The organism is Actinomycetota bacterium (genome assembly GCA_030682655.1).
Taxonomy (GTDB): domain Bacteria; phylum Actinomycetota; class Coriobacteriia; order Anaerosomatales; family JAUXNU01; genus JAUXNU01.
In genome coordinates this window covers 1-21,144 of record JAUXNU010000174.1, presented here as the reverse complement: position 1 = coordinate 21,144, position 21,144 = coordinate 1, and the positions used below count along the sequence as shown (strand labels likewise).

Genomic DNA, 21,144 nt, shown 5'->3' with positions numbered 1-21,144 from the left:
GTCCACCCCCTCTCGCGCCTTGGGTCATCTAGATGTAGTCAGGCCGTTTGATCATGCGGTCGTCGACGTAGTCTTTGCGAAGCGGGTGACCCACCCAGTCCTCGGGCAGAAAGATCCTTCGCAAGTCCGGGTGCCCTTCGAAATGGATTCCGAACAGGTCAAAGACCTCCCGCTCCTGCCACAATGCAGCGGGCCAAAGCGGCACCAGAGAAGCGGTCACCGGGTTGGATCGCGGTACATGGCACTTCAGGAAGATGCCGGCCGACATCGAACGCGATGTAAGGCGATACACCATCTCGAAGCTTTCGCCGTGGTCCACGGCAGTGACCATCCCCAAGCGGTCGAACCCGAGGTCCTTCAAGTCACCTGCCGCCTTGAACACCAGATCGCATTCGACCGTGAGCACACCATCGCCGAATTCGATGGAGAACAGCGGACACAGTTCCGGGTACTCGGCACACAGGTGCTCTCTTAGCTCGTTGATGTTCACGACTCGTCAGCCTCCTCGACGCCCGGACGCGTCCCGAAGGACACGTCGCCGGGCATTGGAAGCGTGAATCGGCCCTCGCGACGAACACCGGGGGCGATTGATTCCGTCTCGATCTTCTCTCGCAGGCGCAGGACCGCGTCCTGCAAGGCCTCAGGTCTTGGCGGGCATCCCGCGATGTACACGTCGACAGGCAGAAACTCGTCCACACCACGAATCACGGAGTACGAGTCGTAGTAGAAGATTCCTCCGGAGACCGCGCAGTTTCCCATCGCGATGACCCACTTGGGTTCGGGCATCTGCTCGTAGAGCCTCTTCACCGCGGGTGCCATCTTCCGCGTGACCGTTCCCGCGACGACCATAACGTCGGTGTGTCGCGGATCCGGCCGAGGAAATGTCCCATGGCGGTCGAAGTCGAACTTGTTGAAGGATGCGGCTATGAGTTCCATCGCGCAACAGGCCGTACCCATAGGCATCGCCCACAGCGAATGCCCCCGCCCCCAGTCGATCAGAGCATCGAGCGAGGTGAGGATGATGCCGCTTGGGTTGCGTTCGAGCCTATCGCCGACGCGATCTGCTAGCGCCACTCGAGTGCCCCCTTGCGCCAGGCATACACAAGCCCCAAGGCAAGCAGGCCGGTGAAGATGCCTACTTCAATGACGGCAGCCGGGTTGCCCCTTAGGCCACCGGCGACCGCGAACATGAGCGTCGCTTCGGCGTCGAACACTACGAAGAGGATCGCGATGGCAGCGAACCTGAGCCTGACTGACTCCCAGGGGCCACCAATCGGCTCCATGCCACATTCGTAGGGCTCGTCCTTTTCGGCTGAAGGCTTCGAGGGAGACAGAATGTAGTTCAGAAAGAAGACGAGGGCGATGAACCCGACGCCCGCCGTGGCGAGGCCTAGTACGAACAGGACGCTTTGCGTCGAAGTCCCCTCCATCAGATCCCCCTGCGCATCGTCTCTCTTGTAACTGCCAGTTACAAAGGGCCGGCAGACGACGTATGAATCCCTACCCTACGGACATAGCCATGTCTCTCTGTCCAAGTTACGGCATTCTATGCTGAACAAACGCCCCTTGCAAATATTGTTACAAAGAACGGCTCCATGCGTAGCCACGGATGTGGATGTACTGCCACTCGACTTCGCGGATGCGCCTAGTGGCTGGCCGAACCCCGATCCGAGTCGGACTGGATCACCTCTAACTGCTCGGACACGTCGATCCACTCTGCCTCAAGCGTTCCCAGGCGCTCTCGGACAGACGCATACTCCTCCAGAAGTCCCTCGAAGTGCCCCCTCTCGCCGTACACTCTCTCGTCAGCGAGCTCCTCCGCGATCTCTGCATCGCGTGTCTGGAGCGTCTCGATCTCAGCTTCGACTTCCCGGAGTCGGGCGCGTTTCTCACGCGATGCCCGGTACGCTCTGTTGCGCGCTTCGGCCTCGACACGTTTGTCTTCCTTGCTGCGACGCAGTCGACCTGCATCCGCCGCCTCACGCGCACTCGGCGCCCGGATGCCTGTCGGCTGCTCGACCTGCTCCCGTTTCCATAGGTAGTAGTCGAAGTCACCCGCATAGACGACGATCCCGCCGTCCCGCACCTCCACGATCTTGTTCGCAACCGATCGGATGAGGTGCCTGTCGTGCGTGATAAGCACGATCGTCCCACCAAACCCCTGCAGTGCGCGTTCCAACACATCTGACGAGACTATGTCGAGGTGGTTGGTCGGCTCGTCGAGACAGAGCAACGGGGCGGGCTTCACAAGCATCTTCGCAAGCGCCAGACGGCACCTCTCCCCGCCCGACAGGACGCTTACCTTCTTCAGAACGTCGTCCCCGCCGAAGAGGAACGCCCCGAGCAGCCGACGCCCCTCTTGCGGCGTCCAGCCGGGCGCCGCTGCGTCCAGTTCTTCCAGAACCGTTCGCGTAGGAGTCAGCGCCTCCAACTGATGCTGCGCGAAGTAGGCGACTTCCGCATGATGGCCAAGCCGTCGCTCTCCGCGATCGGAAGCAAGCACCCCCGCGATCATCTTCAGAAGCGTCGACTTCCCTGCGCCGTTCGGCCCAACAAGAGCTACACGGTCTCCGCGATACAGCGTCAGATCAAGGTCGTTGTAGACGACGTTGTCGCCGAACGCCTTCGCGACACCTCTCAGCACCACGACCTCTTCGCCCGTACGTACGGGCTGCGGGAACTCGAACCGCACCTGTTTCTTGGCCTCGGGCAGCTCAATGCGCTCGAGCTTCTCCAGCATCTTCACGCGGCTCTGCACCTGACGTGCCTTGGACTCCTTGTATCGAAAGCGCTCGATGAAGCGCTCCGTTTCAACGATCTTGCGTTGCTGGTTGGCGAACGCCGCTCTCAGCTGCTCGGCCTCGAGCTCGCGTGTTCCAAGGTAGCGTGCGTAGCTACCCGTGTATGTCTTGAGTCCGCGCTGATCGATCTCTGCGACGTGGTCCACAAGTCCCTCGAGAAACGCGCGGTCGTGGCTCACCAGGACCACGGCGCCCTCATAGCTCTTGAGGAAGCCCTCGAACCAGATCACGCTCTCGAGATCGAGGTGGTTCGTAGGTTCGTCGAGAAGCAGAACGTCGGGCTGTTGCAGGAGCAGCCGGGCCATCGCGATGCGCATGAGCCCGCCACCCGAGAACTCCTCAACGGGTCGGTTCACCTGTGCCTCCGAGAAGCCCAGACCCGACAGGACGGCACGCGCATCTGACTCGTAGGTGTAGCCACCGGCGTTCTCGAACCGGTCTGTCAGCCTGCCGTACTCGGCCAGGAGGCGTTCCAGCTCCTGCTCCTCGGCCTCGCCCAGCTGGGTCTCCAGCACGGACATCCGATGCTCGAGCGTGGATACCTCATCGCCTACGGCCATGACCTCTTCGAGGGCGGTCCGGCCATGCATCTCGATCGCCTCTTGGCGCAGGTAGCCGATGGTCACGCCCTTTGCGAGCGTGACCGTTCCCGCGTCGATGCCCGCCTGCCCGCAGACGATCTCCAGCAGCGTTGTCTTGCCTGACCCGTTCGGCCCAAGAAGCGCCCATCGGTCACGTAGTCCGACGCGGAGCGTGGCCCCGGCGAACAGGACCCGGTCCCCGAAAGTTTTCGTCACGTTGTCGACGGCAATAATCACAAGGACACAGTCTACCAGTGGAGGCACGATGCCAGACAACGGCAGAGTCCTGGTCCTTGGTTCCGGAGCCGCCGGCACGTCAGCAGCTCGCAGCCTGTCTGACTCAGGCTGGTCCGTAGCCGTGGTGGAGCGAGACAAGGTCGGGGGAACGTGCCTTTGGCACGGTTGCATGCCGAAGAAGGCGCTTGCGACCTCCGCGCATGCCCTGCGTCTCACCGTTGACGCCGAGCAGTTCGGCATCGACTGCGATTCGACCACCTATGACTGGCCTGCCGTGCTCGCGTGGAAATGGCACGCCCAGGAGACCTATGCCGGCGACCAGGAGTCTCTCCTCGAGAGTCGCGGCATCGAGCTGCTCCGCGGGTCCGCCCGGTTCGTCGGCGCTGATGCAGTCGTGGTTGATGGCGAGACACACGTGTTCGACCGGGCGGTCATCGCCACCGGGTCCGAACCGGTGCTCCCGGATATCCCGGGCATCGAGCTGGCCGACACGAGCGCCGATGCCCTCGGCTACGCCGTTCCACCGACGCAGCTGCTGATCGTCGGTGGTGGTTTCGTCGGCCTGGAATTCGCGGGAATCTACGCATCGTTCGGCTCCCGCGTGACGGTGGTAGCCTCCGGCGACCGCCCTCTGTCGGCGGCCGACCCCGATATCGTCGCCGTCGCCGTGCGCCACCTCGACCGCCTTGGCGTGCGGTTCGTCACCGGCCAACGCGTCACTGCCCTCAGCGGTCAACCTGGATCGATCACCGCCGTCTCCTCGGCAGGGTCGCAAGATCCACCGATGGGGCCGTTCGACCGTGTGCTCATGGCCACCGGCAGACGCCCGGCTGTGAGTACGCTGGATCTTGATGCAGCCGGTGTGGAGCTCGATGCCCGCGGTCGCCTTGTGGTGAACGCCGCCGGGCGTACGACCAACGACCGCATCTGGGCTGCAGGCGATGCCGCCGGAGGTCTCATGCAGACTCCCGTGGCGTCCTACGAAGGCCGCACTGTTGCCGCAAGCATCGCGACCGGGAACGACGTGCCGTTCGACACGACGGCGGTGCCGACCACGACGTTCACCGTCCCCCACCTCGCGCAGGTAGGCATGACAGAGTCCGCCGCTGCGGCTGCGGGTATCGCATATCGCATCGCTTCTACACCGTTCGAGTTCCTTGGAGCGGCCATCATCGATGACGAACGCGACGGGCTCATCAAACTCATCTTCGCCAAGGACGACGGCAGGCTTCTCGGCGCACATATCGCCGGCCCGACCGCCAGCGACCTGATCTACGCACTCGCGCTCGCCGTGCGCTACGCCCACACGGCGCAGGACCTGCAGGAGGTCCTTGGCATCCATCCTTCGTACTGCGAGGCGATAAACTGGACAGCGTTCGGATAGCGTCCCGGGAAGGGGGCTCCCTGTGTGTGGAGATAGCGGACCTTTGCCCGACGCTTTTCGGCGCAACCTCGCTGTCGATATGCCACTGCCGCGGAAGGTCTATCTCGTGACCCTGAATTCGCTGCGCAAGATCCTCCGGCTTCGCACGTGCTGCGGGCATCCCGGAGAGCCGGGCTGTTGACGCTAGTGCGACGCCGCCGGTCGGCGGCCATCGGGTCCGCCGCGCAGACAGCTTTCGATCTTGCGCAGCTCGCCGATGTGGTGCTCCAACACGTGCACGGGAGTGCCCCAGATCTCCGCTTCGCGCGTGAGTTCGTCTGCAATCGTCCCGATGCAGTCGGCCGTGGGGTTCTCGAAGTCTAGTCCGAGGTCCTCGAAGCGCAGTCTCAGGGCCACACACATGGTGTCGCGTAGTTCCCTGTCGCGGACGTCGCGGTGCCGTTCAGAGGACACGCGCAGCGCCTGACTCTGGGTCCTGAAGAAGCATTCGATGATGAGATCCCGTGCGCGCACCGGGTTCATGTCTCTGAGTTCGTCCTCGGAGACACGCCATAGCGCGTCTTGCGAGCGCGACATGCCGGTACCGCCTCCTTTGCAGCTAGCACACCTGAGAGTACGCCCGGCAGAGGCGTTGCACTGTGATGCGCATCACGTCGTCGGACGGGCGTCCCGAGGAGCCCCCGGGAACGAAAGAACCCCGACCGAAGCCGGGGTTCGGAGTATCTGGTGGGCGATGTTGGATTTGAACCAACGACCTCTTCCGTGTGAAGGAAGCGCTCTCCCCCTGAGCCAATCGCCCGCAGTGCCGTCATGGACGGCGACGGCTATTCTACCATCTTCGCCAAGGAGTGGTAGCCCGAGGGATGCGCCTCATGCCAGCGCCACGCATCCGCCACGATCGTCTCGATCCCGGGATGCGCCGGGCACCATTCCAGTGCGTCGCGAGCCCGGGTCGCCGATGCCACGAGAGTCGCCGGATCGCCGCTGCGCCGGGGGCCGAATGTGATGTCGACTTCCTCGCCGCACGCCTCGCCGCACGCTCGCACGACTTCGAGGTTCGTGAAGCCCTGCCCGTTGCCAAGGTTGAAGACACCGGTTCCGCCCGAGACTGCGTGCTCTAGAGCCCGCCGGTGCGCGTCGGCCAGGTCGCAGACGTGGATGTAGTCCCTTACGCACGTCCCGTCGCGCGTGGGATAGTCGTTCCCGTACACCTCGAACGTGCGCGTGCCCCGGGCGATCGAGCCGAGGATCCTTGGCACGATGTGTGTCTCCGGTTCGTGAGCTTCGCCCAGAGACCCGTCTGGCCAGGCGCCCGCTACGTTGAAGTACCGCAGTCGAACTGAACGGACTCCATGGGCGGTTCCGTACCAATCGAGTACCCGCTCGAACGCCAGCTTGGTGGCACCGTAGACGTTCACAGGATTCGTGCGAGCGTCCTCGGCGATCGGGATGCTTTCGGGCTCGCCGTACGTGGCAGCGGTCGACGAGAACACGATCGTCCCCACTCCGGCCTCAACCAGGGCGTCCATCATCGCGACCGGGCGCCTCAGGTTGTTCTCGACATAGAGCGCAGGGTCAGCCTGTGACTCCGCGACCTCGATGTAGCCGGCACAGTGCAAGACGGCGTCGCATCCGTCCGCCGCATCGCGAACCGCGGGCGCGTCCGACACGTCCGCCTCAACGAACCTCGCACGATCGTCTACGGCCTCCCGGTGGCCCCGCACGAGAGAGTCGAGCACGACAACAGTGAAGCCGGCATCCAGCAACCACCGTGTAGTGATGGATCCGATGTAGCCGGCACCACCAGTGACGAGAACGCGCACGCGGCCTCCCTTTCGCCGGGGTCCTTGGCGAGTATAGCCAAGAGGCTACACGAGTGGAGGCAGTCCGCGCTTCAGCTCCCGGACGATCCGGCTCGAGACACCCTTGTCCCAGCGTTTCGGCGTGGTCCACCTAGCGCGTGACACGGCGGCCTCCGCAACCGCGACTGCAATCGCGTGCCGGGTGGCGTCGACGAGCCGGTTAGCACCGACTTCGACAGTGGCGCTGTGTTCGGTCGTCTTCCTCACGCTCACGCACGGCGTGCCGATCACGCACGACTCCTCCTGGATGCCGCTCGAGTCCGTCACGATGACGCGAGCGTCCCGCTGAAGCGCGAGCATGTCAGAGTAGGCTGTCGCCGGTACCACCCGCACATTGGAGGGAATATCGATGCCGGACGCCTCAAGCGCCGATCGGAATCCGTTCGTGTCTGGCACCAGCACCTTCAAGTCGAGGCCCCCCAGCCCGTCGATGATCCCGCGGAGTCTGTCCGCGTACTCGACATTCTCTGCCCTGTGGAAGAAGGCGAGAGCGTAGGCCTTCAGCGCAAGCCCATATCCCGCCGCAGCGTCCAGCTTGCGTATCCCGTCCATGTGCCGAAGAACAGACTCCGCCATCAGGCTTCCAACGAAATGCACCCGGTCGGGCTGGATCCCCTCCCGCACCAGATTCGCCATCGCCTCCTCGGTGCAGACCATGTGCACGCTGGCGACACGCGAGATCAACACCCGGTTGACCTCTTCCGGCGCGCGCATGTCACCGCAACGGAGTCCCGCCTCGAGATGCACGATCGGAACACCATGCTTCGCCGCGGCGATGGCGGCCGCAAGCGTCGAGTTCGCGTCACCCACGACAAGAACCGCGTCAGGGCATTCCGAGTCAAGGAGTTCCTCGAGCACTGTGAGGGCGCGGCCAGTCTGAACCGCATGCGTCCCATCACCAACGTCCAGGAACCACCGCGGTGTCGGGACTTCGACACCGTAGAAGTAGACCTCACCAGAGCTGGGTTCCTCGCGACTCGAAGAGCGCGAGCCAGTGAACGCCAACGCTACATCGTGCCCTGCCGCCTGGAGCGCAGGAATAAGGGGCCCGACCTTCACGAAGTTCGGACGGGTACCCACAACCACTATCAATCGCACGCGATCAACACCCCCTGGGTGTCACGCGCCCCTCTCAAGGATTCTTACTACCCATACAACGCGCCTAGTATGCGCCTCGCGCGAATACGACTGCCGGAATCGTCCTGAACAGGAGCGACGTGTCGAGCCCAACGGACCAGTTCTCGATGTAGAAGAGGTCCAGACGGACCATCTCGTCAAATGTCAGCGCCGACCTTCCGGAGACCTGCCAAAGACCCGTCATCCCCGGCACAACCTCCAGACGCCTCCAGTGGTGCTCTGTGTACTCGTTGACCTCACGTGGAAGTGGAGGTCTGGGCCCCACAAGGCTCATTTCGCCCATGAGAACGTTCAGAAGCTGTGGGAACTCATCAATCGAGTGACCGCGCATCCAATGCCCTATCTTCGTCACGCGCGGGTCGTCCTTCATCTTGAATAGCGGCCCGGAAGCCTCGTTCGCAGCGCGAAGCTCGGCAAGCAGCTGGTCGGCGTTGGCCACCATCGACCGGAATTTCAGCATCTTGAACGGACGGCCGCCCTTGCCGATTCGCTCCTGACCATAGAACACCGGACCGGGACTCGTCGCCTTGATGATTGCCACAATTGTCAGCCAGATCGGCATGCCGACAAGCACGATCAACAGCGCCACAACGATGTCGAACACTCGTTTCGTAAGCAGATTGCGACGCGAGAGCGACAGTCCTTTGACGGTAATCAGCGGCACTCCCCCGACCTCGCGAACGAGCACCCTTCGGGTAAGAATCTCGAACAGTCCCGAGGAGACGTGCACATCAACGTCTTGATCTCGAAGCTCCGCCAGCATGCGTGCGAGCACGTCGTGATCGAACGCGGAAGAGGCAATCACGACGGTGTCGATCCTGTGTACCCCTATGACGTCTCGCAGTTCGCGGGCCGACCCAAGGCATGGAATCTCCGGACTGCAGAAGTCCAGCGAGAGACGCTCGGATTGCGAAGATGAGAGACACCCGGCGGGAACCAGTCCGGAAGTCGGGTTCGCACTCAGGACCCGAATGATGGCGGCTCCTTCCGCGTTCGATCCCACGACGAGCGTCGGCTTTGCGAAGTCGCCGCGCACGCGCCTGCGCATGATCACAGCCCGCACGATAACGCGACCCGCGAGGACCAGCGCCACGGAAAACGCCCAAACCAGCAAAAGCCATGCGCGCGAAAGGCCGGCAAGCTTCAAGACATACGTGAAGACTATGAATCCGACGACTCCCAGCGACAGGGCACGGCTTACGCTCCCGAGCTCGCCCATCCCCCACGACAGTCGATCGAGGTCGTAGAGCCCTTCTGTGGCCAGAAAAGACAGCCAGAGCGGCACAGCCATGATCGACAGCGCGACAAAGGTTACGTAGATGTCCCTGTTTTCGAACGTGACAGGCACTGCGAGATTCCCGAAACGAACGTACGTTGCCAGGTATCCCGAAGCCACCAGGGCAACGATATCGGAGGCGAACAGCATTAGCCGGACAGTCTTCCGACGGATCCGTCGCGAAAGTGCGGCACAGCTATGGAGACCGGATGTGCTTTCGACCGGTGAAGAGGTCACATCATCTCCTTGCGGGGGTCGCGACGGAACAAGTATATGCGTTCGAAGTGATTCTGGTTGGCCGCTCGCGCCAAGAAGTGTCGTCACCATCGTCGACGGTTCTTGCCACTTCCGCGGTTGCCTAGCGCGAATCCACGGAGTCATTCCCGCGTCTCACAAAGACTCCATTCAGTGCTCTCGCTCGTCGCCGTTCCATAGTCCCTAGCCCGCACCACCGCCCAAAGAAGAGACGATTCCCTCCGGTAGCTGGTTTCACAGGGCGTCGCGACTACGAAGACGCATCCTCATCCATTCTCGCGCCACCAATCGGATGAATGTCGCGTTGCCCACCACGTATCTGCGCCACATTCGCCTCGGCTCCTGCACCAGCCGATAGAACCATTCGAGTCCCACTCCCTGCATCCATAGCGGCGCACGACGCACGTGACCGCAAACGACATCGAAACTCCCTCCCACACCCATACAGAACGGTACTTCAAGCCGGGTGAGGTTCTCCGCCAGCCAGTACTCCTTGCGTGGCGTAGGCATGCCAACGAAGAGCATGCGCGCGCCGGAACCGCGTATCGCATCAACCACCTCGGCGCTACCTGCATCACCGAAGTAGCCATTCCTCCACCCGGCGATGATCAGATTGGGATGCGTCAGATTCAGCACCACAAGCAGTTGGGATAGGACTTCATCCGTCGCCCCGAGCAGGTAGATGGGGATTCCCAGGTCCTCACACCGTTTCAGGAGACCTTGAAACATGTCGATGCCCGTGACACGCTCGGGCAAAGGTCGCCCCAGCACACGAGCCGCCCACACAACAGCCATGCCGTCGGCATTCACGAATCCGGCACTGCGCACAATACACGCCAGATGCTGGTCCTTCTCCATTTGAACGTACTTGCCGGCATTCACAACCACATGTTGCGTAGCCCCACCGACTTGGGCGATGCGCACAGCGCGCTCGATCGACTCTCGGAGTGTCAGCGCGTTGAGTGAACAACCTAAGACTTCCACTACATCGTCCCTAGACTCATGTGTCATCCGACAGCTCCCCGCTCATGCTGCGGTCGACCCAGAGAGCCCGCGTCCGTCTCATCGGCCCGCTTCGCCGTCGGAACCCGAGTCACTACCGCCCCGACAACGGGTCGACCGTAGTTGGTCGTTCCACTTCCTTCCACTTCACGTCTCCAAGTGTAGTGGGCGCTGACCTGTGCCCAATCTCACCAAACCCTAATGTATATGGCTTCGCGAGACGAAAACACACCTAGACACGCTTTTTCGTGTCTCGTGGCGTATGCGGTCGTGTCGCTCTTCGGGAGAGCGACCTGACGGAGGTGACCAGAGTGTTGTTCTGCAAGAGGCGTCTGCGATGGACAAGCTTCCTCCTTGGAATGCTTGTTGTGGCTCAGTCGGCACTGCTCGCACCAGTACCCGCGACGGCCATCTTCCCGTCCGCAGCCGACAGCTACTCGTGGGAAGCGGACATAGCAGCTGGTAGAGAGGGCTATCCCGAAGCTCTCGTCCTTGCCGACGACGACACCCTCCTGGTCACGGAGACCGACTACGCCGTCACAGCCGAGCCCTACGAATCCGTTCTAGACGGAATCGCCAAGTACGACCTTGCTGTCAGTACAAGCACGCCCACTGCCGTCTACGGTACTGCGGGCAGCTCAACCACTCCTCCGCAGTTCATCTGGCCGGCAGGCATGGCCGTCGATTCCACGGGGCGGATAGTCGTCGCGGACTCCTGGAACGACCGCATCATGATTCTTGCAGCAGACGGGACGTTCGATTCCACGTTCGGATCCTACGGCGAAGGAACAGGTGGGTACGAGTTCGGCTGCCCGCTGGATGTCGCTGTTGATGCGAGCGACAACATCTACGTCTCGGACTCGGACAATGGCCGCATCCAGGTCTACTCCTCGAGCGGGACCTACCAGGATCTGTACTGGAATCTGCCCATACCTTCTCCCAACACCGCGCCTGCCTGGCCGGATGGTATTCAGATTGGACCGGATGGCTACCTCTACGTTGTGGACGCCCTCTATCACAAGCTCTACAAGTACAGCACTTCAGGTGGAGCTCCGATTGCCACGGTCGACACGTTCGGCAACTCCGACTCGTTCGACGGCCCGCAGGGCCTCGCAATCGACTCAGATGGTACGGTCTACGTTGCTGACACACAGAATTCCAGAATCGTGCGGTTCGACAGCAACCTTGCGTATGTTGACACCGTCGGAACGTACGGTAGCGGCCCCGGACAGTTCAAATCGCCCGAGGACCTGGCAATCGACTCTGACGGGAACCTATACGTCGCAGATACCCTCAACGACCGCGTCCAGAAGCTCAAGCTGAATCCCGCAGCCCCGGACACGGTGCCGCCGGTAACGACTTTCCAACATCTCCCCCAACTGGGTCAAGAACAACGTCCTGGTCACACTGAGCGCGCTTGACGCCAGCTCAACCGTCAACGGCACGTACTGCACAGCCGATGGAACGACTCCGACACTGGAGACCCCATACCTTGCGCCATTCGAGGTGTCGACCGAGGGGACCACAACGGTCAAGTACTACTCGGTCGATCGACCTGGCAACGTCGAGCCCGTCAAGACCCAGTACGTCAAACTGGACAAGACCCCGCCGACCACCTCATCAAACGCGACAACGACCCCGTACTACGGTTCGGCGACTGTCCAGCTGACCCCGGCAGACAGCCTCTCCCGTGTTCAGGAGACGTGGTACTGGTGGAACAACGGCCAAGCCCAGTTCGGCACCACGGCGACTATGTCGTTCCTCGGCACGTATGACCTCTATTGGTACTCGACCGACTACGCAGGAAACTCCCAGGCCTTGCAGCACGCGGTGATTATCGTCGAGCCGGTCGATGACAACCCACCGGTGACAACGCCCAACTTCTCGGATCAGACGTGGTTCAAAACCAACTTCCAGGTGTCGCTGAATGCGATCGACGCCGTGACGACGGTCACGGCCACGTTCTACTCCACAAACGGCACCCAGCCCACGACGCCGTACTTGGCGCCATTCACGGTGACTGCCGAGGGAATCACGCCGATCAAGTACTACTCCGTGGACAGCCGGGGCAACACCGAACTCACGAAGACAACGGGGCTGAAGATCGACAAGACGCCTCCCACAACGACTTCGGATGCCCAAGCCAGCTACATCGGAACGGCCACGGTGACTATCTCTGCGACCGACAACTGGGCTGGCGGGCCACCCGACGTGTCCGGTGTCCAGCGCATACAGTACAAGCTCGACGGCGACATATGGCGAGACTACAGCGCCCCCATCGAAGTCAGCGGCGAGATTCTCCACACGCTCTACTACAAGTCGATCGACTTCGCAGGCAACGAAGAGAACTCTCAGCTCAAGCTCATCAGCATCTTGCCGGTCGATGATCGACCCCCCGTGACTGACTCCAACATCCCGGGCGGCTGGACCAAGGGACCCTTCTACATCAACCTGTACGCCGAGGACGATGTCACCGGAGTGGCGGCTACCTACTACTACCTCAGTAGCGAGGAAGAGACGCCGACCCTGTACGAAGGGCCAATCCTGGTTGCCGAGGCGGGCATCTACCCAGTCCGCTTCTACTCCGTGGACAACCGCGGCAACGTGGAGCCTGTGCGCGAGAGAGTGCTCCAGCTCGACAACACCGCCCCCAGCACGTTGATGGTCAATCCACAGCCCTACTATGTCGAGACAGCGCTCATCACTCTCGCCGCCAGCGACTCCGGCGGTTCGGGTATCTCCTTCACCAAGTACAGCTTGAATGGCGGATCGTGGATCACAGGACTGAGCGTTCCCATCAGCACATTCGGCGAGCATACGCTCGCGTTCTACTCGGCCGACGGTGCCGGCAACGTGGAAACACCTACCGTCGCAAACATCTCGGTTCTTCCGCCGGATACCGAACCCCCTGTGTCCACGTTCAATGGTCCCACAGGTTGGGTAACGGCGCCGGTCCAGGTTTCGATCACCGCGACAGATACCGCCTCTCAGATCGATGCGATCTTCTACTCAACCAACGGCGGACAGACATACAACATCTACGGAAGCCCATGGACCGTGTCAGCCGAGGGCACCACGACAGTCAAGTACTACGCGCGAGACACGCGCAACAACACGGAGGCCGAGAAGACCGCCTACGTGAAGATCGACTACACAGCCCCGGTCACCACCTCGGACTGCGGCGACACCTACGCCGGCGATGCGCTGATCAACTTCTTCCCCACCGACGCACACTCGGGCGTTGACAGGACGTACTACAAGTTCGACAACGGCGCTTGGCAACAAGGCACGTCGGCATACATCAACGCGTGGGGCTGGCATACCGTCTACTGGTACTCAGTGGACAAGGCCGGGCATGTCGAGACGACGAAGAGCAAGCTCTTCCGGGTCCGTCTGGCGACCAACACGTACCAGCAGGACAACTCGAACATCGTTTTGAAGGGGCCGTGGACGACTGTCACGGGATCCGGCAGCGGCGGCTCGTGGGCACACACGGACGCCAGTGGCGCCCAGGCGCATGTCTATTTCAACGGCGAGAAGATGACCTGGTACGGCGAACTCGGGCCGAACTTCGGAAAGGCGAATGTCTATCTCGATGGCGTCTACAAGACCACCGTGGACCTGTACTCTGCGGCTACTCAGTACGACAAGGCCCTCTGGGACTCCGGGACCATCACGTACAGCTATCACTATCTGCTTATTGAGTGGACCGGGACGAAGAACGCGTCCTCGTCGGGAACGCGAATTGCTGCGGACCGATTCACAATCGATGGCAACATAGCGCTCGTACCCGATAGCGTACCTCCGGTCACCACGTGCGATGCGCCTGTGGGCTGGCAGAGCGGGACTGTCCTGGTTTCCTTGGCAAGTACAGATGCGACGACGGGCGTGGCGGCGACCTACTACTCCACGAATGGGTCGTATCCCACCGTGCCGTACGCGGGGGCATTTGCGGTCTCGAGCGAGGGCACGAACCTCGTCAAGTACTACTCCGTGGACGTGCGCGGCAATGCTGAGACGGTCAAGAACGCGTACGTCTACATCGACAAGACAGCGCCGGTGACGACGAGCAACGCGGTCCCGAGCTACCTCGACGGCGGGCAGACGATCACGCTCTCCCCCACCGACCCGCTCTCCGGGGTCGCGTCCACGAAGTGGCGCCTCAACGGCGGCGGCTGGAACACCGGCACGGGCGTGACTGTGCCCACCGTCTCCGCTTCGCATCTGCTCGAGTGGTACTCGACCGATGCGGCCGGCAACACCGAGACGACCAAACAGGCCGTCTTCGACGTGGTCAAGCGCTTCGACCAGACGGACTCCAACATTCTCTATACCGGCAGCTGGGTCACGTACTCGAACGCAAACCTCTACGCGGGCAACTACTCCTACACCAATGCGTCGTCCTCGGTCGCACATATCACGTTCTCGGGAACATCGTTCGATTGGTACACCTACAAGGCGCCCGAGTGCGGCATCGCGCAGATAAGCATCGACAACGGCGCGCCCGTCGATGTCGATCTGTACTCGTCGGGGTACTACTTCCAGCAGAAGGTCTTCAGTCGCTCCGCACTTGCGAACGGGTCTCACACGGTCAAGATCTCCTGGACGGGTCGCAAGAACGCGAGCGCCTCGAACACCAAGATCGGCATCGACACCGTGGGCATGATCGGCGAACTCCAGCAGACACGACACATCTATGAAGACGCGGCGGAGAACATCCTGTATCGCGGTGGTTGGGTCGTCTACTCACATCCCAATCACTCAGGCGGCTCCTACCGCTATACGAACAGCTCCGGCGCCTCTGTGATCTTCGCAATCGACGGCACGGAGTTCTCCTGGATCACCGCGAAGGCTCCGGACTTCGGTATCGCCCAGGTCTCGATTGACAACGGCGCACCAGTCGATGTCGATCTATTCTCCGGCGGCTACTACTTCCAGCAGCAGGTCTACAACGTCACCGGCCTCACGCGCGGCCCCCATACGGTTCGCATCGACTGGACGGGCCGCAAGAACCCCAGCGCCACGAACACCAAGGTCGGACTCGACATTGCCAACATACGCGGCATCATCACACCGTATCCGGACACTACGCCACCAGTGACGAACACGAATGCAACTGACAAGTACGCAGCCTCGGCGACGATCAAGCTCTCCGCCTCCGATGGTGCTGGTGTGGGTGTGTCCACAACAAAGTGGCGACTCGACGGCGGCACGTGGACAACAGGCGGCACAATGACGACCTCCATCCCCGGGTCACACACCCTGAGCTACTACTCAACGGACTACGCCGGCAACGATGAAGCCCCGAAGACGGCCGCATTCACGGTGTTCACCCGATACGACAACCTGGATTCCCGTGTCGTGTACAACAGCTCGTGGAGCTCTTTTACACAATCCAGTCTCTACGCCGGAGCCTACAAGTACTCCTATGCCACAAGCGCGTCGGTCGAGGTCGCCTTCAACGGCACCGCTGTCGACTGGATCGCATCGCGCACACCGGATTCCGGAATCGCCCGTGTGTCTGTGGACGGCGGGGCACCGACACTCATCGATATCTACGCGTCCAACTATCCAAGCCAGCAACGAGTCTGGAGCATCTCGGGTCTTGCTGAGACGACTCATACCGTCACCATTGCCTGGACTGGCACCAAGAACGTGTCGTCCACGGGAACGAGGATCAACATCGATGCCATCGATCTCGTCGGCACACTCACGGCCCCACTCGACACCACTCCGCCCACCACCACCGCTGCCGCGAAGGCGACGTACGCGGACTCGGCGACAATCACTCTAACGGCAACCGACGTCAACAGCGGAGTCGCCCACACGAAGTGGCGCCTCAACTCCGGCTCGTGGCAGACTGGCACAACCGCATCAACAACCGCAACGGGAACGTACTCCCTCGAGTACTACTCTGTGGACAAGGCTGGCAACGTCGAGCAAACACGCTCGGTGTCGTTCGTAGTGTTCGCACGCTACGATCAACAGGGCCCAGCGATCACCTTCACTGGCGGCTGGACGACCTACTCGCATTCATCGGCCTTTGGAGGCAACTACACGTATAGCGTCAACGCAGGAGCGACGGCGACCATCACCTTCCGCGGTACGGACTTCATCTGGATAGCGAACCAGGCGCCCGACTTCGGCATCGCCTCGGTCTCGGTGGACGGCAGCGCTCCGGTCTTGGTGGATCTCTACGCTCCCAACTGGCCATTCCAGCAGCAAGTCTGGAGCGCGCGTGGCCTGACTGACACGACGCACACGGTCGTCATCCGTCCCACGGGCACCAAGAACGCGAGCGCCTCCAACACCAAGGTAGGTGTAGACGCTGTCGATCTGCTGGGGAGCTTGCCATAGGGGCCGTCCCCCAGACCGGATCATCTCACCCACGACCTCCTCGGCCCTCTCAGAGAGCCGAGGAGGTCGCCGTGTTTCCATCGGTCCGCACGAACGAGCGCCGACGATACGCGCACCTGGCACAGGCGACTGGATGATAAGCTAGCCACATAGACAACGCGGCCGATTCTCGGAGCCCATGGAACATGTTCTTTCCAACACATCGCAGCCCGCGGCCATGAGAGTCATGATCGTCTGCAACATGTACCCGAGCGCCGGACGTCCAACCGCTGGCGTCTTCATTGCTCGGGAGGTCGAAGCCTTGCGCTCCCTGAGACCGGAATGGGACATTCACGTCAGCTACATAGACACGGTCACGCGAACCAGCAGGTATCTCACCGGAGCCGCGACAGTGCGACACGCAGCACGCACATTCCGCCCGGACGTCACGCACGTACACTTCGGCCTCGCCCAAATCCTGGCCCGTGGTGTCACTGGCCCACGCGTAGTCACCTTTCACGGCAGCGACCTGGCCATTCCTTGGAAACGGAGGATCTCCCTCGCGTTCCTGTCCGATGACGACGTTCCCGTGGTCGTTTCTCCCGCTATGAAGCGCGCACTCCCATCCACTGTCGAATCGCGCGCGCGCGTTGTGCCTTGTGGTGTGGACACGACCAGATTCCAGCCGCGGTCCCAGGCTGACGCCCGCGCCGAGCTTGGGTGGGACACTCACGCGACGTACATTGGCTTCCCCGCGGCTCCTTCACGGCCCGAAAAGAGATACCCTCTTTTCTGCGAGACGATCGAGCACCTTCGGGACCTCATCGGCGATGTCCGTATCATCGAGTTCGACGGGGTCGATCCCACTCTCATGCCCGTCATGCTCGCCGGACTCGATCTGCTCCTTGTGACCAGCGCCCGCGAAGGAAGCCCCGTTGTCGTTCGCGAGGCGCTCTGCGTTGGCACGCGCGTCGTCAGCACCGACGTGGGAGACGTGGCAGACTACCTCCCGCCCCTCTCCGGCTGCCGCGTGGTTGCCTGCGAGGAGCCCCAGACGATCGCTCTGGAATGCACGAGGGCGCTTTCAGACCCGGCGCCCGATGCGATACCGCTCTGCGCAGCCCTCTCAACTGCCAAGGAGGCGGACGCCATCGCCCGTATCTACGAGGAACTGGTGAGCTGAGGTGAGAGTCTGCCTCGTCGTGCTCGAGGACTTCCCGGGATCCGAGAACCGTGTCCAACGACAGGCTGCCGCTCTCTCCGAAGCAGGCCACGATGTGCGCATATATGCGGCATCTGGCAGAAGCACGCAGTCCACATGGCGAGGCGTGCAAATCGAGCGCTCGCCCCTTCGCCGAGAGAAGGTCAGCAGCACGGGTGCCCGGTTGCGCGAGTACGGCCTGTTTCCTCTTCATGTACTGCGTTGGGTATCACGATGCCGATCGTGGCCCACCGACGTGGTCCAGGTCGCCAACCCGCCAGACTGGCTCGCGCTCGCAGCCCATTACGGAGATAGACGGGCCAAGTCAGTCCTGGACATCCATGATGTCATGCCCGAGCTCGCCATCGCTCAGGATCGCAGTCGGACGACTGTCCGGGCGCTGGAGTTTCTGGAGGGACTCAGCGTCCGCACAGCGAACCTCGTCATCACCACCTCCCCGTACATGCGTGACGCACTGGCCTCACGCCACGGTGTCCACGCAGAGATCGTCTTGAACGGAGTCGACGAGTCCGTCTTCACGCGCCGGGAACCTGAGTTCCGTGCGCTACGGTCAGCCCACGTCAAGCTTGTCTATCACGGCACGCTTTCCGAACGCTTCGGTCTCGGCACTCTGCTGCGCGCTCTCGCTACACTGAACGGACACGGGACCGAAGCCTCGCTGGATATCTACGGAGACGGGGATGCCCGATCGTCACTCGAGCAGATGACTGACTCGCTCGGACTCCGGGGCGCAGTCACCTTCCATGGACAGGTGCCATCAGAGGAACTGCCCCGTGATCTCCCCCAGTATGACATCGGCGTCATCCCGTATGAGGACTCCCCCTTCATACGAACGGCATATTCCATGAAGGCTTTCGAATACGCAGCTCTTGGGATTCCGGTCGTTGCCTCCGACCTCAGAACCATCCGCGATCAGCTAAGGGGGTGACGGGGCGCAGTACTTCATTCCGGGGGATGCCGAATCCCTCTCCAGCGCCGTTCGCGAACTCATCGCCGACCCGGGCAGGGGTCTCGACGCATCTCGCGCGGCACAAGCCCGTCTCAGCCACTTCTCGTGGACACGCCTCGCGCCCGCTACGTCGAACTGATCGAGTCTCTCGGAGGCCCCTGAACCTGCGTCAGTGCGACCGTCGAGAGGCAGCGCGTCTCGCCGCGATTCGAAGAACCCGTTCGTATCCGTCAACCATTGACGCGAGCGAGCGCTCTTGCCGCACCCACCGCTCGCCCTCGCGACCCATAGCCTCACGCAGTGGGAATTCGGAGATCAGTCTCCTTGTCTCCATCGCAAATGCCTCGACATCACCCTCAGCCACGATCAATCCCGTCTCACCCGGCACCATAGTCTCGATGACGCCCCCGATATCCATCGACACGACCGGCGTACCGCACGCCTGGGATTCCATCAGACTTAGCGGCAGAGTCTCGACGGCATCGGAGCACAACACGCAGACGTCGCAAGCGTTGTAGGCCGCACGTGGATCGTCAACACCGCCTGTGAATACAGTGCTGTCTTCAAGTCCCGCCTGCCTGGCCTTGGCAATGTTCGCTTCCAGCAGCGGCCCCGCACCGACAGCAATTCCTACCACAGGCAGCCCCATCCTACGCAGCGCTGCGACCAGCTCCAGAAAGCGATCGTGCCGCTTCTCCATCCTGTGGGCGGCGACGATGCCGACGGTCATGACGTCAGAAGGCACTCCAAACCGCTCCCTGAACGCGATGCCCTCTTCCGGTGACCTATGGAATCGTTCAGCGTCCACCCCGTTCCTGACGACCGAAATGAGATCAGCCGGGGAGCCCTCATCCACGAGAGACGGTATCTGTGCCTCCGCACATGCGATCACAGCGTCCGTCCATCTTCCAAGCAGTCGATTCCCGAGTACCACCTTGACGGGACGCCCTCGGTTGGTACTGTGCTCTGCGATCACTGCTCCGATCCCGCAGGAATGGGCAGCGACCCTAGCCCAGAATGTTGCATTGAAGTTCACGCCAACCATCACATCGGCAGACGTCCGCGCGACCACGCGCTTCAGACTTGCGAGCACAGCGTAGTCCAACTGCTTCGTCGAACCGAGTTCAACCAATTCCACGCCGCCGCTGCCCAGCTCGTCGGAATACGCTGTCGCCGCCTTGTTCACTACCACCGTCACGCCGTGTCCGCGAACTCTGAGGCCCGACGCAACGTCGATGAGTTGCCGCTCCATGCCTCCTTGAGCAAGAGCGGCGATGTCGAAGACCACATTCAGCGTTCGCCGATTCGTGGATGCGGTAGCGCTGTCATCCGCCGCGGACGTGAACTGATTCATCTTGGGCTTCCGCCTCCCGCCGTGAGTCGTTCACGCGTCCTACGGTATGCATCGATGTGAGCTGCTGCAATGGCTCCTCGGGAGAGCCGTCCCGCCGTGATCTCCTCCAGCGCAGCATCGCTCATGGCATCGAGCTTCGCTCGGTTCGACAAGACTTCGCACAGCACATCCGCGAGGACCCCAGGATCCTCCGGCGGGACGAGAGCGCCCGTCACGCCATCACGGATCGCCTCCGGGAGCGCCCCCACTCGACTGGCGACAACCGCCCGCCGGTTGGAGAACGCGAGGGCGGCAACAGCGCTCTGACTCGCCTCACGATACGGCAGAACACTCACGCTCGCACGCGCAAAGAGATCCGGGATGTCCTCGTCGGCAATGAACCGATCGTGCCACTCGAATCGGGGATTCCCGTGCGCCAACGCCCTACACCTCTCGAGATCCGCGCCCGTCCCCGCGACGATGACCTTCAGTCCCGATAGCCTCGATTCACAAAGCGGAACCGCATCTACGAGAACGTCCAGGCCTTTGTAGTATTCGACCCGTCCGAAGAACAGAATCGTTGGTTCATCGGGGAGAGGTGCGGCCCCCGACGGCTGAGCCAGCATTCCCTGTCGGATTCTGAAGACTGGCGCCCCCGGCCTGTACCACGCTTGCTCGACCGCCTGCTCCGCAAGAAGCTCGCCGTGAACGACGTACGCGTCCGCCTGTCGAAGGAGCCGCCATTCCACCAGTCGCTGAACGGCGTTTC

General features: G+C 62.0%; 16 protein-coding genes and 1 tRNA gene. 5 read left to right on the top strand and 12 right to left on the bottom strand.

Translation table 11 applies throughout. The features are described 5' to 3' along the window. Positions 1-28: 28 nt before the first annotated feature. The 4 genes from Q8K99_11555 to Q8K99_11540 form a co-directional block, all read right to left on the bottom strand. Positions 29-490 carry an NADH-quinone oxidoreductase subunit C gene (locus Q8K99_11555; protein MDP2183188.1) on the bottom strand — a complete coding sequence of 154 codons (462 nt, stop codon included), beginning with the start codon at positions 488-490 and terminating at the stop codon, positions 29-31. Beyond that, positions 487-1,074: an NADH-quinone oxidoreductase subunit B family protein gene (locus Q8K99_11550; GenBank protein ID MDP2183187.1), complete on the bottom strand. Its 588-nt coding sequence runs from the start codon at positions 1,072-1,074 to the stop codon at positions 487-489. The genes Q8K99_11555 and Q8K99_11550 overlap by 4 nt, the downstream gene beginning before the upstream one ends. Continuing rightward, on the bottom strand, positions 1,065-1,430 hold the full coding sequence (locus Q8K99_11545; GenBank protein ID MDP2183186.1) for an NADH-quinone oxidoreductase subunit A: 366 nt from the start codon (positions 1,428-1,430) through the stop codon (positions 1,065-1,067). The genes Q8K99_11550 and Q8K99_11545 overlap by 10 nt, the downstream gene beginning before the upstream one ends. Before the next feature lie 215 nt (positions 1,431-1,645). Then, positions 1,646-3,619 (bottom strand): ABC-F family ATP-binding cassette domain-containing protein, encoded by a 1,974-nt coding sequence (locus Q8K99_11540; protein MDP2183185.1) that lies wholly within the window; start codon positions 3,617-3,619, stop codon positions 1,646-1,648. 28 nt (positions 3,620-3,647) lie between these two features. Between Q8K99_11540 and Q8K99_11535 the strand changes: the two genes are divergently transcribed. Beyond that, on the top strand, positions 3,648-5,003 hold the full coding sequence (locus Q8K99_11535; GenBank protein ID MDP2183184.1) for an NAD(P)/FAD-dependent oxidoreductase: 1,356 nt from the start codon (positions 3,648-3,650) through the stop codon (positions 5,001-5,003). Between the two features lie 183 nt (positions 5,004-5,186). On the opposite strand, the gene Q8K99_11530 is transcribed toward Q8K99_11535, so the two are convergent. The 6 genes from Q8K99_11530 to Q8K99_11505 form a co-directional block, all read right to left on the bottom strand. Beyond that, positions 5,187-5,579 (bottom strand): hypothetical protein, encoded by a 393-nt coding sequence (locus Q8K99_11530; protein ID MDP2183183.1) that lies wholly within the window; start codon positions 5,577-5,579, stop codon positions 5,187-5,189. A 148-nt stretch (positions 5,580-5,727) separates the two neighbouring features. Further along, positions 5,728-5,802 (bottom strand) — tRNA-Val (locus Q8K99_11525). A 25-nt stretch (positions 5,803-5,827) separates the two neighbouring features. Beyond that, positions 5,828-6,826 carry a UDP-glucose 4-epimerase GalE gene (gene galE / locus Q8K99_11520; protein MDP2183182.1) on the bottom strand — a complete coding sequence of 333 codons (999 nt, stop codon included), beginning with the start codon at positions 6,824-6,826 and terminating at the stop codon, positions 5,828-5,830. A 45-nt stretch (positions 6,827-6,871) separates the two neighbouring features. Then, on the bottom strand, positions 6,872-7,963 hold the full coding sequence (wecB, locus tag Q8K99_11515; GenBank protein ID MDP2183181.1) for a UDP-N-acetylglucosamine 2-epimerase (non-hydrolyzing): 1,092 nt from the start codon (positions 7,961-7,963) through the stop codon (positions 6,872-6,874). Between the two features lie 64 nt (positions 7,964-8,027). Then, a complete protein-coding gene (locus Q8K99_11510) occupies positions 8,028-9,428 on the bottom strand; it encodes a sugar transferase (GenBank protein ID MDP2183180.1) in 1,401 nt (466 codons plus the stop codon). A gap of 339 nt (positions 9,429-9,767) precedes the next feature. Next, complete coding sequence (locus tag Q8K99_11505; GenBank protein ID MDP2183179.1) at positions 9,768-10,517, bottom strand: WecB/TagA/CpsF family glycosyltransferase; 750 nt, start codon at positions 10,515-10,517, stop codon at positions 9,768-9,770. A 329-nt stretch (positions 10,518-10,846) separates the two neighbouring features. On the opposite strand from Q8K99_11505, the gene Q8K99_11500 reads away from it, so the two are divergent. From Q8K99_11500 to Q8K99_11485, 4 genes are all read left to right on the top strand, one after another. Continuing rightward, the gene (locus tag Q8K99_11500) at positions 10,847-11,956 is read left to right on the top strand and encodes an NHL repeat-containing protein (protein MDP2183178.1); all 1,110 of its coding nucleotides are present in this window, start codon (positions 10,847-10,849) and stop codon (positions 11,954-11,956) included. Then, positions 11,943-16,892 (top strand): chitobiase/beta-hexosaminidase C-terminal domain-containing protein, encoded by a 4,950-nt coding sequence (locus tag Q8K99_11495; GenBank protein MDP2183177.1) that lies wholly within the window; start codon positions 11,943-11,945, stop codon positions 16,890-16,892. The genes Q8K99_11500 and Q8K99_11495 overlap by 14 nt, the downstream gene beginning before the upstream one ends. A 301-nt stretch (positions 16,893-17,193) precedes the next feature. Further along, positions 17,194-18,054, top strand: a complete 861-nt coding sequence (locus Q8K99_11490; protein MDP2183176.1) for a glycosyltransferase family 4 protein — start codon at positions 17,194-17,196, stop codon at positions 18,052-18,054. A 1-nt stretch (position 18,055) separates the two neighbouring features. After that, complete coding sequence (locus Q8K99_11485; protein MDP2183175.1) at positions 18,056-19,021, top strand: glycosyltransferase family 4 protein; 966 nt, start codon at positions 18,056-18,058, stop codon at positions 19,019-19,021. Positions 19,022-19,211: 190 nt separating this feature from the next. Here the strand turns inward: Q8K99_11485 and Q8K99_11480 are convergent, their stop codons facing one another. Beyond that, positions 19,212-20,396, bottom strand: coding sequence for a glycosyltransferase (locus Q8K99_11480; GenBank protein MDP2183174.1), 1,185 nt, complete (start codon positions 20,394-20,396; stop codon positions 19,212-19,214). Next, on the bottom strand, positions 20,393-21,144 hold a 752-nt coding region (locus Q8K99_11475; protein MDP2183173.1), incomplete at its 5' end, for a glycosyltransferase family 4 protein. The genes Q8K99_11480 and Q8K99_11475, both read right to left, overlap by 4 nt.

What these genes read in the sequence shown, in the direction of transcription:
- Q8K99_11510 (MDP2183180.1), bottom strand. Translation starts at nt 9,428, where the DNA reads ATGCTGTTCGCCTCCGATATCGTTGCCCTGGTGGCTTCGGGATACCTG.
- Q8K99_11545 (MDP2183186.1), bottom strand. Translation starts at nt 1,430, where the DNA reads ATGGAGGGGACTTCGACGCAAAGCGTCCTGTTCGTACTAGGCCTCGCC.
- Q8K99_11535 (MDP2183184.1), top strand. Translation starts at nt 3,648, where the DNA reads ATGCCAGACAACGGCAGAGTCCTGGTCCTTGGTTCCGGAGCCGCCGGC.
- Q8K99_11530 (MDP2183183.1), bottom strand. Translation starts at nt 5,579, where the DNA reads ATGTCGCGCTCGCAAGACGCGCTATGGCGTGTCTCCGAGGACGAACTC.
- Q8K99_11480 (MDP2183174.1), bottom strand. Translation starts at nt 20,396, where the DNA reads ATGAATCAGTTCACGTCCGCGGCGGATGACAGCGCTACCGCATCCACG.